We start from the raw sequence: 16,726 nt of genomic DNA, 5'->3' as shown, positions 1-16,726 counted from the left end.
CTTCTCTTAAGCTGTTCTAAATGCTGATAGGCTTCAATCTGCTCTACGCTGCGATTTCATTGCTTGTTGCCGTTGCACTGTCAGCGGCGTATTGCTCAATATCCAGTGAACCATTTGTCTTAGAGGTGAGCACACCAGAGAGCATTGACCCTGAAATATTCAGTGCAGTACGTGCCATATCAATTAATGCCTCGATTGAAACTAGAATGGCAACCACGGTAATGTCTAACCCCATAATGGTGAGTACAGCGACAGCAGCAAACGTCGCTCCGCCTCCGACACCAGCAATACCAAATGACGCAATCGCAATCACCAAGATCAGTTGCATAATGAAACTGATGTCAACAGGTACACCCATGACTTGTGCAGCCATGATGGCGAGCATGGCTGGGTAAATACCGGCACAACCATTTTGGCCAATACTGGTACCAAACGTAGCGGACATATTTGCGGTTTCTTCATCAACACCAAGACGTTGAGTTTGAGTTTCAACGTTTAGTGGTATCGCAGCCATACTTGAACGAGAGCCGAAGCCAAAAACGAGCACCGGCCATGTTTTTTTCATGAACGTGATTGGAGATAAACCAAATACCGACACTAAGATAAAGTGAATCACAAACATTGCGCCAATCGCTACGTAACTAGCCAATAAGAATCGGCCCATTTCAGCCAATGCAAACAAGTCGTTAGTCATCATAAATGAGGTCATTAACGCAAACACACCATAAGGGGTCAGCTTAAGAATTTCGCGTACCATGGACAGCACAACTTCTTTTGCCGAGTTAATGAAAGCGACAAAGTTTTCTACTTTTTCTGGCTTACGTTTCTTCACTTGTAGAACGCTGTATCCTAGTAACATGCCAAACAGTACGGTCGATAATGTTGACGTACGCTCAGACCCAGTCAGCATTTCAAATATGTTGGTAGGGATAATCGACAGCGCTAACCCCGAAAGACCCGTATTTGCCATTGCATCTTGTGTGGCAAGCAGTGAATCACCTCGAGCTTCAATAGCACTGTTAGTACCCACTACACTTACGAGTGCATTCGCATCAATACCAAATAGGTAAACACTTGCAATACCTACGGCCGCTGAAATGGCTACGGTCACTATTAATACGCCAATGATCTTAGGAGCAATCTTAGATAAGGCACCATTTCCATCCACATTCATAATGGATGAAATCATGGCGACAAATACCAATGGAATAACAATCATTTGCAGCAGCTTAATGTACCCTTTACCGAACAATGAAATAAGCTCAGCAAAACCCACCGTTGCAGTATTTTCTATCCCGAATACCACTTGAATAGCACCACCAAATAGCAATCCAGCAGCCAGTGCGCTTAACACTCTGAAGTTGAATGTTTTTTTCTGTTTTTTAAATGTCACTAGAAGCGCATAGAATCCGAAGAAAAGTGCGCTCAAAACAATGAACGTTATGCTCATAGAAGCTTCCTATTAATTGGTTATATCAATAAGACGCTTTCACCGCAGAAAAGACGCAAAATTTATGGAAATGTGGTTTCGAGAAGCTAGTGAGAGGGCGTTCTTCTTATCTTCGATCTCGTTTTATCACTAACGAAGATAGGCAGCAAACACGGTTTGGGGCAATTTCGTGTTACATGCCTCATCAGCACGCCTTTGGACAAAAATGCGTTACTAAGAATTGAACATTAGCAATTCATGAAGAACGTAGAAATTGGAAGAGTCTAATCTGTCTCACTAGAGGAATACGGTGGAGCAATATATTTCATCAGAGGCATCAAACTCATACAACGACTCCAACCTCAACCGATACATTAATGATGAGTTCAGTGATGGTCTCGCTTTGAACGAGCTACAAATCCAACTTCGGCTGAATAAAATCAATGAACGCAGAAATCCTCTTGGCGACGGAAGAAGATTTATAATAAACCGCATTGATTTGTTCTCGGTCGGAATGACTAATTTTATCTCCCTCTAATAAAGAAATTAGTCTTCCCTCAGCAATGTCTTTCTTAACCATAAACCCTGACAGACAGGCGATTCCATTTCCCATCAAAGCAAGTTGCCTTACTGTTTCACCGTTACTTGAAGTTAGCGTTGGTATTAGCCCAGAAAAACCTTTCAAAGGCCATTCATTGAGCGTTTTCGGCGTTGAAAACCCTATCGTACTATGATGCTCTAAATCACTACTTTGGCTCGGAAAGCCACGTTTTGCTAAATAATCAGGTGAAGCCACAATGTAAAGTAAACTTCTACCCAAAGGCTTCGCATGTAACGTTGAGTCACTTAATGCACCGATTCGAATAGCGACATCGGTTTTCTTCTCTAGCAAATCTACGAACCCTTCGTTGGAGGTCAGCTCCAAATCAATATCAGGGTAAGCTTGATTAAATGACTGTACTAAAGGCACTAACTGATGAAAGACAAATGGACTGGCGGCATCGACGCGCAACTTACCTTTGGGTAATTCGCCACGGGATATGATCTCATCTTCTGCCAACTGCAACTGCATCAATCCTATTCGTACCGAATCAACAAATTGTCGCCCCTCATCCGTTAATTCAATCCGCCTTGTCGTTCTGTTTAATATCGTCACACCAAGTTGGCTTTCCACCTTACTTACCGCTCGCGATGCCCGTGCCACCTGTATATTTAAACTATCTGCTGCCGCTGTAAATCCGCCAGTATCGATCACAGAAAGTAGAATTTCTAAATCATCCGATTTTGTGCGCATTTTTGCCTACTATTTTCTGAACGGTTTAATTTTAATTATTGCATTTATAACAAATATCATTTGTTAAATAACCTATTTTTTGCAATGGAATTTCAACGCAGAATCTCTCCACCAAACCAGGACTCAGCAACATCTTGATAAACACATTCGTTGCTATGTACTTGCACCTAACAAACAAGAGAGTAAATGAAATGCCATTAGCACTACTCGCATTGACGCTTAGCGCCTTTGCCATTGGAACAACAGAATTTGTGATCGTTGGGTTGATCCCAACGATGGCTTCTGACTTAAATGTCTCACTACCATCCGCAGGACTGTTGGTGAGCCTTTATGCACTGGGTGTTGCAGTAGGCGCACCTGTATTGACAGCCTTAACAGGTAAGATGAACCGTAAACACGTGTTACTTGCGGTTATGTCACTATTTGTGATCGGCAATCTATTAGCCTGGCAAGCACCTGGTTATAACACTCTTATCTTTGCTCGCATTTTGACTGGTTTAGCCCATGGTGTATTTTTCTCTATCGGTTCTACAATCGCTACAGGTCTTGTGACTAAAGAAAAAGCAGCAAGTGCGATTGCGATTATGTTTACAGGATTAACTGTTGCGCTAGTGACAGGCGTACCACTTGGGACTTACATCGGTCAAACCTTTGGTTGGCAATCAACTTTTCTGATTGTTGCGTTATTGGGGCTAATTGCGTTGGTTGGTAGTGCTTTCTTAGTTCCGCGCAACCTAAAACAGCCTCCTGCGGCTAAACTGTCATCACAGTTAAAAGTGTTAACTCAACCAAGACTCCTACTCGTTTATGCGATTACAGCGCTAGGTTACGGTGGTACATTTACTGCTTTCACTTTCCTTGCTCCAATTTTGCAACAGAAAACAGGATTCAACGCCAATGCTATCAGCCTTATTATGCTGGTATACGGTGTATCCGTGGCGATTGGTAACATTTGGGGCGGTAAAATGGCCGATAAGATGGGACCAATTAAAGCGCTGACAATTATTTTTTCTGGGCTCGCCACTATCCTAGTTATATTTAACTTTACTGCAGTTAACCCTATCACAGCGGTAGCGACCATTTTAATTTGGGGGGCTTTTGCATTCGGTAATGTACCTGGTCTACAAGTTTATGTAGTGAAACTAGCTGAAAAATACACTCCTGATGCGGTAGACGTCGCATCTGGTCTAAACATTGCGGCGTTTAACGTTGGTATTGCTCTTGGTTCTTGGGGAGGGGGTATGATCGTGTCTGAAATGGGGCTAATGCATACCCCTTGGATTGGTGCCGTGATAGTTCTCGTTGCGCTGGCTCTGACTCAAGTCAGTGGTAGTCTTGATAGACGTACAACAATTCATTTGTCAGAAAAAAGCGTACTTGTGAAATAAGTCTTGTAATGTCCATTAGAAGCTGGTCGATGCTCTGTATTGACCAGTTCATTCTTAGTTTGAATGAATTTAGGTACTAAACAATGAAAACCATTTTTATCACCGGAGCAATTCGGAACCAAAAACGGTTTAGATCAACAGAACTAAACCGTTTCTATCAGGTTTGAAAAAGGGTCTTCAAACCATAAATCGTACGATGAGCCTATCTAACGAAAACTTGGGATAATCGCTGGAATTCCCGGTAATAGACCAACCAACGCCATTACGCTTGTTAGCACAACAAACATAATGCCAGGCAACACCCAACGGCTCATTTTACTGAGTTCCCCACTACGTTCTTTACAGCCGACTAAGCCTAAGTTATCTAGCAGCATTGTGAGAGACCAGCCAAATGCAGGGTTCACGAGTGCCGAAGAAAATACAACAATCGCCGCCGATTGCGTGGTTTTACCCTCACGCGTCATTTCCATTCCTGCTTCTAGCAAAGGGACAAATACCCCAACAATGAGCGCAACACAAAGTACTGGTTGCCAGATCGCTAAGTCCATTGGGTAGCCCCAAACCGCAGCGATGATACAGAACAGTGCCGTTAGCAAAGCACCAGCAGGAATAGGACGTTTAGCGATAGCCGCCGGAACGATGTAAGTCCCCCACGAAGACGTAAAGTTAGTACCACCGAGCAGAGAGCCGAACGTCTGACGAATTGAAGCGGTGGTCATGGTATCGTCGATGTTCATATGTACTTTTTCTGTACGCTCTGGATAGCTGATTTTTTGGAACACTTGGTGCCCTAAAAAATCTGGCGACCACATGGCTACGGCCAAAATAGCAAAAGGCAGTACCACCATGAAATGTTCAATCGTCGGTAAACCTAGCATCCATCCCGTATCTTCCCCCCACCAATACATAGGGTTCATATTGGGTAAGCCCGGCTCAGTTTGAAAAGAAAACGGGGCCCCCATGGCAAAAGCTAAAGTACCACCTAGCAAGCAACTAAGAGGGACGGCTAGCCAACGCTTACGAAAATGTTCAAGTAGTGCATATAAAATAATGGTGCAAAAGATCACGACAAAAGCGATGTGACTCATCCCTATTCCCTCTGCCCAAGCGAACAGTTTTTTCACTTGAGAGACGGTTCCAACAAAACCAAGGTAGAGCAATAAACCGCCACACACGCCTTTACTGGTGAGGTTTGCCAGCATGCTGCCACCTTTACTGATGGCTAACAGTATGCCAAAGGCGCCAATCAGCAGACCAAAGGCCATAGGGTGCCCGCCTGCTGCAACGACGATAGGAATTAATGGAATGAGTGGGCCGTGTGTACCCGCGAGGTTTGCGGTCGGTAATAGAAAGCCTGAGAAAAGAATAATGAAAACAGAGGCGATGAGTAGTTCATAACGAACATTTTCTAAAATAAAGCCTTCATTCAGCCCTAGCGCTCCGGCAAAGGTTGCTGCGATGGCGCCCACCATAACGACTTTACCAATGGTCGCGGCCATCGCTGGAATGGTGTCTTCTACCTCGAATCGATAATCTTTAAACGGCAAATTGGGACGCCAACGTTTAGGCGCCATGATTTGCAACTCGTGCTCTAAATATTGTTCTCGGGACTCAAACTCCGAGCTTGGTTTATGTTGTTGTTCATAAGTGAGTTCATCCTCACTGGCTTTAGGCTTATCTGTTCCAATATGTACGGACTCTAAAGTGCTGCTCATTATGATTCCTTTCGTTCACACTCTAAGGTGTGTTTTTCCAACCAACGTTGTTTACTCACTAAACGAAGATTAAGCGAGTCGTTGTCTATAAATTCTCTGTTATACCAATCGTAGTAAATAACTGGTCATTCTAGCTTGTTAAAATACTCGATAACTGCGTTGCAATTTTTGATTGTAGAATAACTACTTATCGAAAAATTGCGCCTTGTTCTCAAGCATTTTCCCTACGCTATTTCTGATCACTTATTTACTGTGATTGGTATTACAAGAACTCGATGACTGATCTTTATGAACTCTTAAAATTCAGTTGCTAGTACCTTATACCAAACGAAAAAATACAAATAGTCTCAGGTAGTTAGACATTAGTCGTAGGGTTCGGGCTAACGGTATGAGCGTTGTGGTGGGATTTGATAGAACTAGCCTAAGGTCATTGGCGAGAGCGAACGAAAGGTGTGGAAGCGTGGTAAGCCAACAGCAACAGAAAGCTTGGGTTAACGGCTTTTTATCCAATTAAGAAAGGGGCTCATGTAGCCCCTTTTTGTCTGTTGATTCATTTATCGCAATTGGTCTAACAGCGCATCAACTGGATAACATTTTTCGAAACACTCGCTGCTTCAATGTCTTCCAGCGCACCAGCAACAAACCAATGGCGATTAGGATATAGATGGTTGGCTCTGCTACCTCTGACTTCACCGACCAATAGAAATGAATCGGTGCCAATATCGCAGCTAAGTAAACCCAGTTATGCAGCTTTTGCCATTTAGGACCCATTTTACGTTGAATGGATTGAATCGAAGTTACCGCCAGAAGTAACAAGATTACCCACACTGCTGCACCAACGGTCAAATAAGGGCGTTTGACGATTTCAGAGGCAAGCAAACTCCAATCTAACCCTAAATCAAGCACGGCAAACGCAACCAAATGAAGCACTGCCCAGAAAAAGCTGTATAGCCCGAGTAGTCTCCTAACTCGAACTAACAAACCCTGCTTGGTCCAACGCGCAAGCGGAGAAACTAACAAAGTAATAAACAGCGTATTCAGCGCGCTGATACCCGTGTAATGGATAATGCCTTGAACAGGGTCACCACCTAAGTTGTCGGTATTAATCGCAATAACCAGCAGACCTAAGAAACCGAGAGAGACAAGGTGGATCAGGACTTTAAGCGCAATGATGTGTTTTGGCGTCAGCTTTCTCAATAGAACTTCCTCAGATCCATATTCTTATAGAGATGTGCCACCTCTTCTTCGTAGCCGTTGAACATCAATGTTGGCTGCCTGCGAGTGCTGAGCACACTGCCCTCTCCGATAAAACGCTCGCTTGCTTGGCTCCAGCGTGGATGGTCGACATTCGGGTTCACATTAGCGTAAAAACCGTATTCATTCGGTGCTAAACGATTCCACGTTGTTGGCGGCTCCCGGTCGGTTAGACGAATTCGAACAATAGACTTGATGCTTTTGAAGCCGTACTTCCACGGCACAACTAAGCGAAGTGGCGCACCGTTTTGTGGCGCAAGCGTCTTACCGTATAAACCCACAGAAATCAGTGCGAGCGGGTTCATTGCTTCATCAAGGCGAAGCCCTTCGACGTAAGGATATTCAATACTGCTGAACGAGCCTTGAGCTGGGAACTGTTTAGGATCGTAGAGGGTTTCAAAAGCCACATATTTCGCGCTACTTTTTGGGTCCGCCATTTTGATTATGTCCGCTAAAGGAAAACCAATCCACGGAATGTTCATTGACCACGCTTCCACACAACGTAAGCGGTAGATTCGCTCTTCAAGTGTGAACTTTTTAAAGATGTCATCGTAGTCGAGCTTAATTGGGTTATTCACCAAACCATCGATCTCAACCGTCCATGGGTCAGACACAAACTCAGAAGAGTTTCTCGCGGGATCAGACTTATCGGTACCAAACTCATAGAAGTTATTGTATTTCAGAATCTTACTTTCAGGAGTAAGAGAAAGATCCGCTTGGTACTGTTGTGGCTTCGCCGCGCTAAGGTCAATTCGATTGTCTGAGACTGGCTTTTCCTTTGACGAGAAGATGTCCAAAATACCAGCTTGTGCATTCGCAGCGAGCGGCATACCGACAACCGCAATGCCAAGCTTTTTCAATATCTCTCGACGCTCTTTATAGACGGACTCTGGCGTCGCTTCGTTTTCAGATAAAGCCCAGCGATGATTCTTCTTAATCCACATAATCTTCCCCGAATGTGTTCATACTTTAGTAAATAGCGAACTGGTAATACGTTGATTTAAACAGACCGTAGCAAAAACAAATTTATTTCATAAAAAACAAAAAGAGACACGCATTCAAGTTAAGCTTTTTGCCCAGCAGAGTTGCACTCATACTGCCTCTTTTTAGTTCATTATTAACCAAATCTAAAAACTGATTTAGGGAATAGCCCTCTTATCATTAACAATCGCAACTCTATACTGGCATTGTTCCCGAACTTTCGAATCAAGAGCCTTGTGATGATAGCGATTTCCTCGACCTTAAAATCCGTTCTCGAAAAAACACTGCCGCTGACTGTCGGTCTTTTTGCGATCATGTCAGTACAACTTATCGACGCAGTGTTTATCGGCATGCTCGGCGTGAATGAGCTTACCGTGCAAGGTATCACCATGCCGTTCCAAGCTGGCTTTATTGGCATTCAAGTCGGCATTGGTGTCGCGGCAACGTCGATCATCTCACATGCTTTTGGCGCGAATAATACGCAACGCGCGACAAATACCGCTTCACTTGCGTTACTGGTCGGTAGCGCTTTTATCGCTCTCATTGGATTTGCGTTGTGGTTGATGGAGCAAAGTGTGTTTTCTGCATTTGTCTCTCTGAAAGACAGCGGCGCACAATATCAGCAGCTCGAAACGTTATTTGGTCAGTTCTGGGGCCTATGGTTGTTGAGCGCACTATCCAGTGCCGTGCTGTATTTAATGACCTGTGTTTACCGTGCGAATGGTGATACTAAAGTCACGGGCTCTGTCTTTGTTATCGCAAGCCTTATCAACCTCGTGCTCGATCCGATCTTTATGTTCGTTCTAAACATGGGAATTGCGGGTGCTGCATTAGCATCGATGCTTGGCTTTGCCATCAGCGCGCTTTACATGATGAAAAAAGCCAAAGGTCGTCAATGGTTCGCGCCTTTCTCTTCGGCTTTAGCTAGCAAAGACGATGCTGCTCTGCTGATCAAAACCACGATTCCAACCATGATGAATCAGATATTACCGTCAGTCAGTGCTTTCGTGACAGTTATGTTCATCGCTCATCTTGGTACTAATGAAATCGCATTTTGGAGTTTGTTAAACCGAGTGGAAAGCTTCTTGCTGATCTTCACGCTGGCACTCACCATGTCATTGCCACCAATTATTGGCCGTGAACTCGGTGCCGAGCGTTTTGATTCAATCCAAGCACTCGTCCAATCGGCTTCTCGCTTTGTGATTTTGTTCCACTTGGTCATCGCAACTTTGTTGGTGGTGAGTTTACCAATTGTTGTTCCTCTACTATCGGCGGACAACACAATGCAAGAGTGGTTAAAGCTAGCGCTTTGGGTGATTCCGTTTAGCTACGGCCCTTTAGGTTTGTGTATGGTTGTCACTTCTATCTTCAACGCATTGGGTAAACCAAAAACTGCCCTGTTCGTTTGCTTTGTGAGATTGGTAGTTCTGTACATCCCAGCGATTGCTATTGGTTCATTACAGGGTGACATTTTTACAATCGTCATCGCGGCGACAATTGCTAACGTTCTCGCAGGTTTGCTTGCATGGTTACAACTTACTAGCTATGTAAAACAAAACTTGTCTGCGACTCAAACGTCGATGTTGGAAGTGGAAGCAGTGAAGTAGCAGCGGGTTTTGGATTGAAAAGATAAACGCCCACTCTGCTGAATAAGTGTGGGCGTTTTTGTTCCAGGCGTTAGAGTGTGTGTCACTTTCCTTTATAAGGTGTTTTGGACATAAGCCTATCGTCCGTTTACTTTATTAGTAATATCAATAGGTTTATCGCCAATATCTAACTTGTAAGGTGCCTCTTTTTCTAGTTTTTTAAAGTCCAATTTATTTAGGTCTAAGCTGAATATCTGTGGTGATTCATACATTCTCACAGAGTACTTTTTATTGACCAAATCAGATACGGTTGCCCACTGTGTATAGTCGTGAACCAGATTGCCAGTGGAGTCTCTGCTCGTTCCCTGCGGAATATCCACGGTATTTAAAATGTGAAAAGCTAATGTTGTCGCGTCTTCTTTGCCTACACGAATATCTCTGCTCAGTGCCTCTTTTCTATATTGCATAGAATCCAAGTTGGCAGCCAAAATATCCTCATCATCCGTTAACTGATACACAGGGAAAGAGAAATTGGCCATCATCGACGCTCTCACAAAACGATCTAAAGGAGTCGAACTACCAGGAACTTTAGAAAAGCCTGTACCTTGAGCATTAGAGTTGCACTTAAATCGGCTTGCTGCATTATCATAGGTTTCAACATTAGGAGTCGCAGCGTGACTGTCATTATCTTGGAAAGTTAAATGGCACCACATCAACATAGTTGTATCGGACATTCTCTTGCTGCCAAGCAATCAACGGGTCGTTCGTTAGCACTCCGATTGGGTTAAGGTCTGTAATCGTGAGTTTGCCGTCCACGTATTCCAATACAATACCATTGCCCAAAGCATCTTGAACATGAAAATGAAAATACATTGCACTTGGTACTTTAGAGAAAGGATTGGCAACTAAGATTTTATCTTCATCTGGGATATCGCTTTCTTTTAAGTCAGAGTCATTCTCATTGACTACCAATTTATCGTATTGGAGACCATCAATAACATCTTGGCACGTAGCGCAGTTAGACAGGATCCATGTAGTGATACTCGGATAATAAATCACCCCTTTGCAGTTTTTGAACTCTCCATCTTGCTTCAATGGTTCTTGATATTCAGATTGTACCAAAACCATAGTTCCAGACGTCAATCCTTCTTTATTCATCCCATTGCTTGCAATATCGGCCAACATCTGTGTTACACCAACGCTTTTTTTGATTGAGGTAGAAAACCCATTCAAAGCAACAAAATCGTACTTGCCTTTCCATGTGTATAACTTGGTATTCACTAGGGAGATGTCTGGTCGTATAACAAATTCATCACTCTCAAAACTGTATGGCGTCAACTCCTTCGCTGCACCTTGTGTGTACTCATGCCCTTTGCTGCGGAAAAATAACTCTGATTTAAGACTTGGTCCTAACTCCATTGAACGACCGACTACGGGTATGTTCTTGTTTGGATCCAATGTCATCCCTGTAATGGAAAAATTAGTACACATATTCACTGTCCTTGATAAGTAGAGAAATGGCTCCCAATGGTTACAAACATAAGTGAGTTACCTTAAGTAGTTGGTCCAGCTTATGCTGCGTATCTTTGCCTACCGAAATAATCTTCATCAGGATTGAGGATTTGATGGTTACATCCACTAAAATAAAACACGGCGCATATCGAAATTTCTCAAGTTATGATTCTCTTTATGCGGAGTGAATTTTAGGCACAACTCCGTGTCGGTAGACATTAGAGTTTGAACAGCTTCTAGGAAAGTATTGGACAGAAGCTTCTTAGGAAGTTTGTACAGCTTAGGTTAGTTGATATTAGAAAAATTAGGGCGATGTTTGATTTTTAAACCATCCCCCTTATGATATTGGCAATGTTTTCTTATATCAGATATGTAATATTAGCGTGATCTAATTCAACACATTGGATAAATGTTATTTGAGAAAGACCAACAGCATTAAACAACCAAATTCAACATCTTCCTATAATATTTTGCCTATTAATATCAGCCTTTCACTAAAAATTGGAATAGCCATAATCAATGCAGAGATATAAAGTGAATACTGTACGTTAAATATATCTGTTATCTGACCAAAAAAGAAAGATCCTATTGTCATCGCTAAGTACATAAAAGTGTATGATATTGATATAGTTAACCCTATGTTGTTTCTTTCTCTACCCATACGTTGAATTTCTCGGTTTATAATAGTCACCTTTATTGACCATAAAAAGCCAAAGATAGCAATAAAAAAGGATGCGATTATAGTTGAATAGCTGATAGAAAAGTTAGTTATTAAGAGCGTTAATGATAGGGTTATCGTGACTGATTTATATGTAAAACTATTAATTTTAATCGATGATATTCTCTCCCTGATCAGGAATGCGGGTACTGCCCCAAGAATCATTAGAGACATTAGTAGTGATTGGAATGATTGATTTAAACCTAATTCATGTGATGAGATATAAGGCATTAATGACCATAATGAACTGCCACTCAAAAAGAGAATAACAGAATCAAATAAACATTTCTTATATTCTTGGTTCATGGAAATACTATTGTAAAAACTTTGCTTTGGCTCTTTTTTTCTTACTCTTTCTACTTTGTAGTTAACTGATTTAATTGATATTGGTATGGTTATCACCATTAAAATAGCAATTATTAACAATGACTCAAAAAGCCTAAAAGAGAATATAAGTAACCCGATGTTAAGGTTCCTAATATTCTTACAAAAGCAAGAGAAATGCTATTTATACTTGCTGAGGTGTTAAGCTGACTAACATCGATAACGCTGGCGATATATGATTGCATTGCAATTACTCTTACTGCTGCTATCGAAGAAATGAAAAAAGTTATTATTAAAATATATTGTATCGATTGAAAAAATAGCATTAAAAAAACAAAAGAAACGATAGAGAGATTTGATATGAGAATTATATTTTCTTTATCATATTTATCGCTAATTATCCCTGAAGCAATGCTAAATAAGGCGATTGGAGCGTTAATAGATATAAATGCCATCACGCCAATTGAAGCGGAGTTTGAATACTCAACAAGTAATAGCATTATTGAAGTATTAAAAAACCATATTGAAAAGTTACCAATTATATTATTGCAAATGGCCAGCTTATATTTTTTATTATGTTGTAAAGGTGTAATTAATAAACAATCATTCATTTGGTATTCCTTGAACACTGATTTGTTACGAAGCCCTAGAGTTTATGCTGAAGGTACTTTCTCAGTGAGCAGGCTTACCTAAATTCACTCAGCAATAGCTACCCCCAGCCAAATATGGGATGACTGATGGTTGCTATGAGATGAGACTAAATTAAAAATTATCATAGAAAATATATACCTTTTTGGTATGCCTTCGTCAACATTTAAATGATGCATTAATAAACAGTAAATGAAGCTAATCTAAATTCATGTAAATAGGATATTAATGAGTAAAAGGTCTAACTCAAAACGGGGCAAAACCAAGTTAGCCTGAATCATAGAGTCCCCGATTCTAAAGCTAAAAGAAAAAACAATCTAATTTCAATATAAGGGGACTCAAATGAGTCCCTTTTGTGTTTTTGAGCTGCTTACCTTATAAAACTGGCACGTGATGCGCTTCCACTTTAGTTTTGTGAATGTGGCTCATCTTATGGGTATTAACGAAATCTGTTCCGCTCCTAAAGCCCGTTTTCACTTTAGTCGTGAGCACGGCAATGTTGTTACCAAAGACGACGTCCGTGTAACGGGCATATTCACACATCGTAGTCTTAACACCACGCTCAGCGAATCCCTTCTCCATCCTACGAGAGTAAGTAACGAAGTCTGCAGGTGTGATTTTTTCGTTGAGTTTCGAGTTGCTTGTCACTTCACTTATCACATCTGCTGGCTTCAACGATTTATCGAGGTTTTCTAATACCTCCACTGCTTTTTTAGGATGCACCGTTGGTGCTCTTTCACAGGTATACATTTCGTAGAGGTACTCAACAACTGTCTCAATATCTTCTTTATCGTGTCCACCCATCAAATAACTCCCGTTACCTACTGCACCGCCGGAAAATTTGCTCTCGCCATTAAGATGCTTAACTAAATTCCCGTCTGGCTTGATGCTGACACCAATATCGAAGAAGTAATCTCCAGCATTTAGGGCAAGTAAAGAGACCATATTCTTCGCAAAAGCTGGGCTGCCATGGTTGATACTTGCCTCATACAATTCAGTCACCTTCTTGGCAATGACTGGCGTCGCGATGTTTTTCTTGCTCAGCAATTCATCAACTGAAACAAACTTAACATTATCAGGAAGCTCAACGCGTGAGTCATAACAGGTTCGCCCCTTAGTGCGTCTATCAACATATATAATGTGCTTTACCTTCGGGGTGATTTTTGCATTACTAATGACGTTCAATAGACCATGCTCCTTTTCAACGCTTGGAATAATATTGTCTTCACCACTTTCCGCTTTTGTATTAACCCAACAATAAGCAACGGTCTTGGTTGGGAGCTTGGAAAAACTCGGTTTCGCGCACAACAAAGAACTAAGCCCACCCTTTTTCTTATTTTCTTTTAATTGAGTTAAGGTGACTTCAGTATTTTCACTGTTGCGTTCAGCCATGACTCTTTCTCGATTTGCAGCCCAACGCTTATTATCTTCTTGTGTCACTTTAAGCTCTTCTTTTCGAGCCAGACGTTGTTGTTCAGCGCGTTCTTGAGTTGACTGTTGTAGCTGTTCTGTATGGTTACTTGGTGAAGATTGATATCGCATTAAACTGCCCCTAAATACCAAATGTAAGAATTTGTTACAATATGATAGTTCTAACAATTAGATAAATAGTGGCGACAAATTAACCATTAAAATAGATATTTTTACTACTCAAAAGCTCATCATGAAATCTCAGAGGGCTATTATTCCCTTTCTTTTAAGATAACTGTTAGTTTAATTAATTCACAGAAAAAATGAATTTGAACGCTATTTATTCACGAGTTTTAAACAACGGAAAATTTTTGGTGAATACAACGACAGACGTTTACATCTCTATCCATAATTCAAATTCAATATTATTTAGAGCGACAGCTACTCCCATCTAGTTACCCCTTTAGAACGACAAACAAATGTATTTGAATAGGCTCAAACATAGAGCTTTCAAAAACTAAGCCCACCGTAAAGTGGGCTTGGTGTTGTAAGTTAGTAGTTCGCCTGAATGGTCATACCGCTGTAGCTAGAATATGCGTAAATCATGATGTAGTACCGACCGCTCTGCGGTGCGGTCACTGTGCATGTCTCGTTGTTACCGTATTTGTATGGTCTGCAATCCCAGTTATTGCGTGTTGGTTTCGAGCCAAAGCGTACGTAGAGGTCAGCATCCCCACTTCCACCAATGGTTTGAACAGTTAGACGTTGGCCTGCCTCTAGGTCAGCATAGAAATAGTCCATCGCACCTGTTGCGCCGCTCAAGCCATTCACTGGTAAACCAGAGGTTAGCTTGCCCTCAGGATCCGGTGTTGGATTTGGACCACCACAATCTTGACCACAGTCAGAATCTGACAAGCTATAGAGCAGCTTGTTTACGCTTCCGCGAGTGTCTGAGACTTTTCCATTGGATGCTCGTTCAGCAATCAGAGCCTCTAGCTGGCTTGGTGATAATGCACTGTTTTCTTGAAGATATAGCGCTGCAACACCGGCTACATGTGGCGTTGCCATTGAGGTGCCACTGATGGTTTTGTAGCCACCATCATACCAAGCAGATTTGATTTGCGAGCCTGGTGCAAATACATCGACACAGCTACCCCAGTTTGAAAAGCTCGAGCGTGAATCTGAGCTCGTTGTGGAGCCAACGGTCACACCAGAAGCAACACGAGCAGGTGAATAGTTACAAGCATCCGCATTAGAATTGCCAGCAGCCAGCATAAAGCTCACGCCAGACTGAACTGCACTTTGCACCGCGCTATCGAGAGCGACAGATTGGCCGCCTCCCAAACTCATGTTGGCAACAGAAGACCCTGAAGCGTTAGCCGCCACCCAGTCCACCCCGGCAATGACACCGGATGTCGAACCTGAGCCAGAACAGCTAAGCACTCTTACACCAACAATATTCACGTTCTTTGCCACACCGTACTGGCTGCCGCCAATGGTGCCCGCAACGTGTGTGCCGTGTCCATTACAGTCACTTGAGTCTGAATCATTATCGACAAAGTCGTAGCCAGAAACAGAACGCCCACCAAACTCGGCGTGTGAATTGTTCACACCTGTATCGATGACATAAGCCGTTACCCCAGTGCCATCAAAGTTGGCGTTGTAATTGCTATCAAGCGGTAGGCTGCGCTGATCAATTCGATCAAGTCCCCAAATAGCATTGCTTTGGTTCGCTTCTACCGAGACTATCGGTTCAAGCGTTAGCATTTTATCTTGTTCGATATAGTCTACTCTCGGATCAGCACGCAGTTCGTCCAGCTGATTTGTATTCAACGTGGCAACAAAGCCGCTAATTGAGCGATCAAATACGGATTCTACCTGTATTGAATATAAGCCGGACATACTGTCCACGGATTGCTGTGTGGACTGCTGAAAATCAGGAGAATCGTTCGGTATCATTTGTGGCTGTTTAAAGACCACAATGTAACGATCAGCGATGGCAACATCGTCCGGAGCGAGCATCAACGCTGCAGGGGCTTGTTGTAAATCAGAAGCACCTGGCAGATCCGTTGATTTAGAGTAAACGGAAGCAGAATGAAAACAGAGTGCCGAGGTTATACAACAAGTAAGTAGTTTCTTTGACATAAAATGTTCCTTGAAATCATAGTGTTGTTGATTTTTACCTAGTACCAAACTGTCAACACGAAAACACAGACAATCAGCGTAATACGCTCAATACGTGCTGCAGTGACGTTACACGATTCAACCTAGAACAATGCGCAACCGGATGCGTAATTGATAATAATTCACACACTCAGAAACATGATCAATAACCAAGCTTTATTGAAATTGAAATACAAAGATTCATTTAGACTTAGAGCAAAATCCCTAAAATAGAATAATTCTACACACCTGACATATTACCTGTTACATACCCTCCTACTACCGATAATTTACGCAATAAAGA

Annotated in this window: 12 protein-coding genes; 2 read left to right on the top strand and 10 right to left on the bottom strand. The window is 42.2% G+C overall.

The features are described 5' to 3' along the window. Positions 1 to 43: 43 nt before the first annotated feature. Together ITG12_RS02305 and ITG12_RS02300 are read right to left on the bottom strand one after the other, a co-directional pair. Entirely contained in the window at positions 44 to 1,450 is a 1,407-nt protein-coding gene (locus tag ITG12_RS02305; protein ID WP_038881734.1) for a cation:dicarboxylase symporter family transporter, read from the bottom strand. 391 nt (positions 1,451 to 1,841) lie between these two features. Beyond that, complete coding sequence (locus ITG12_RS02300) at positions 1,842 to 2,723, bottom strand: LysR family transcriptional regulator (protein ID WP_038881735.1); 882 nt, start codon at positions 2,721 to 2,723, stop codon at positions 1,842 to 1,844. Positions 2,724 to 2,914: 191 nt separating this feature from the next. On the opposite strand from ITG12_RS02300, the gene ITG12_RS02295 reads away from it, so the two are divergent. Beyond that, positions 2,915 to 4,111, top strand: a complete 1,197-nt coding sequence (locus ITG12_RS02295; protein WP_038881736.1) for an MFS transporter — start codon at positions 2,915 to 2,917, stop codon at positions 4,109 to 4,111. Between the two features lie 206 nt (positions 4,112 to 4,317). Here ITG12_RS02295 and ITG12_RS02290 read toward each other — a convergent pair whose 3' ends face one another. From ITG12_RS02290 to msrP, 3 genes are all read right to left on the bottom strand, one after another. Next, positions 4,318 to 5,826, bottom strand: coding sequence for a DUF3360 domain-containing protein (locus ITG12_RS02290; RefSeq protein WP_009704349.1), 1,509 nt, complete (start codon positions 5,824 to 5,826; stop codon positions 4,318 to 4,320). A gap of 579 nt (positions 5,827 to 6,405) precedes the next feature. Beyond that, positions 6,406 to 7,023 (bottom strand): protein-methionine-sulfoxide reductase heme-binding subunit MsrQ, encoded by a 618-nt coding sequence (gene msrQ / locus ITG12_RS02285; RefSeq protein WP_038878602.1) that lies wholly within the window; start codon positions 7,021 to 7,023, stop codon positions 6,406 to 6,408. Continuing rightward, entirely contained in the window at positions 7,020 to 8,024 is a 1,005-nt protein-coding gene (gene msrP, locus ITG12_RS02280; protein WP_038878604.1) for a protein-methionine-sulfoxide reductase catalytic subunit MsrP, read from the bottom strand. The genes msrQ and msrP overlap by 4 nt, the downstream gene beginning before the upstream one ends. A 276-nt stretch (positions 8,025 to 8,300) precedes the next feature. Here msrP and ITG12_RS02275 point away from each other — a divergent pair, with 276 nt between their 5' ends. Continuing rightward, on the top strand, positions 8,301 to 9,668 hold the full coding sequence (locus tag ITG12_RS02275) for an MATE family efflux transporter (RefSeq protein WP_038878606.1): 1,368 nt from the start codon (positions 8,301 to 8,303) through the stop codon (positions 9,666 to 9,668). 116 nt (positions 9,669 to 9,784) lie between these two features. Here ITG12_RS02275 and ITG12_RS02270 read toward each other — a convergent pair whose 3' ends face one another. From ITG12_RS02270 to ITG12_RS02250, 5 genes are all read right to left on the bottom strand, one after another. After that, positions 9,785 to 10,381 (bottom strand): linear amide C-N hydrolase, encoded by a 597-nt coding sequence (locus ITG12_RS02270; protein ID WP_227741133.1) that lies wholly within the window; start codon positions 10,379 to 10,381, stop codon positions 9,785 to 9,787. Continuing rightward, positions 10,332 to 11,138, bottom strand: coding sequence for a linear amide C-N hydrolase (locus ITG12_RS02265; protein ID WP_227741134.1), 807 nt, complete (start codon positions 11,136 to 11,138; stop codon positions 10,332 to 10,334). Before ITG12_RS02265 ends, ITG12_RS02270 begins: the two co-directional genes overlap by 50 nt. 1,158 nt (positions 11,139 to 12,296) lie before the next feature. Further along, complete coding sequence (locus tag ITG12_RS27700) at positions 12,297 to 12,812, bottom strand: MFS transporter (protein WP_283102920.1); 516 nt, start codon at positions 12,810 to 12,812, stop codon at positions 12,297 to 12,299. Between the two features lie 412 nt (positions 12,813 to 13,224). After that, positions 13,225 to 14,289, bottom strand: a complete 1,065-nt coding sequence (locus ITG12_RS02255; RefSeq protein ID WP_227741135.1) for a hypothetical protein — start codon at positions 14,287 to 14,289, stop codon at positions 13,225 to 13,227. A 522-nt stretch (positions 14,290 to 14,811) separates the two neighbouring features. Continuing rightward, entirely contained in the window at positions 14,812 to 16,404 is a 1,593-nt protein-coding gene (locus ITG12_RS02250; protein ID WP_038878610.1) for a S8 family peptidase, read from the bottom strand. Positions 16,405 to 16,726: the final 322 nt, after the last annotated feature.

It is taken from the genome of Vibrio sp. ED002, assembly GCF_023277445.1.
GTDB lineage: Bacteria > Pseudomonadota > Gammaproteobacteria > Enterobacterales > Vibrionaceae > Vibrio > Vibrio jasicida.
Note: the sequence above shows the minus strand (reverse complement) of the source record. Positions and strands in the feature narration are given on the sequence as shown.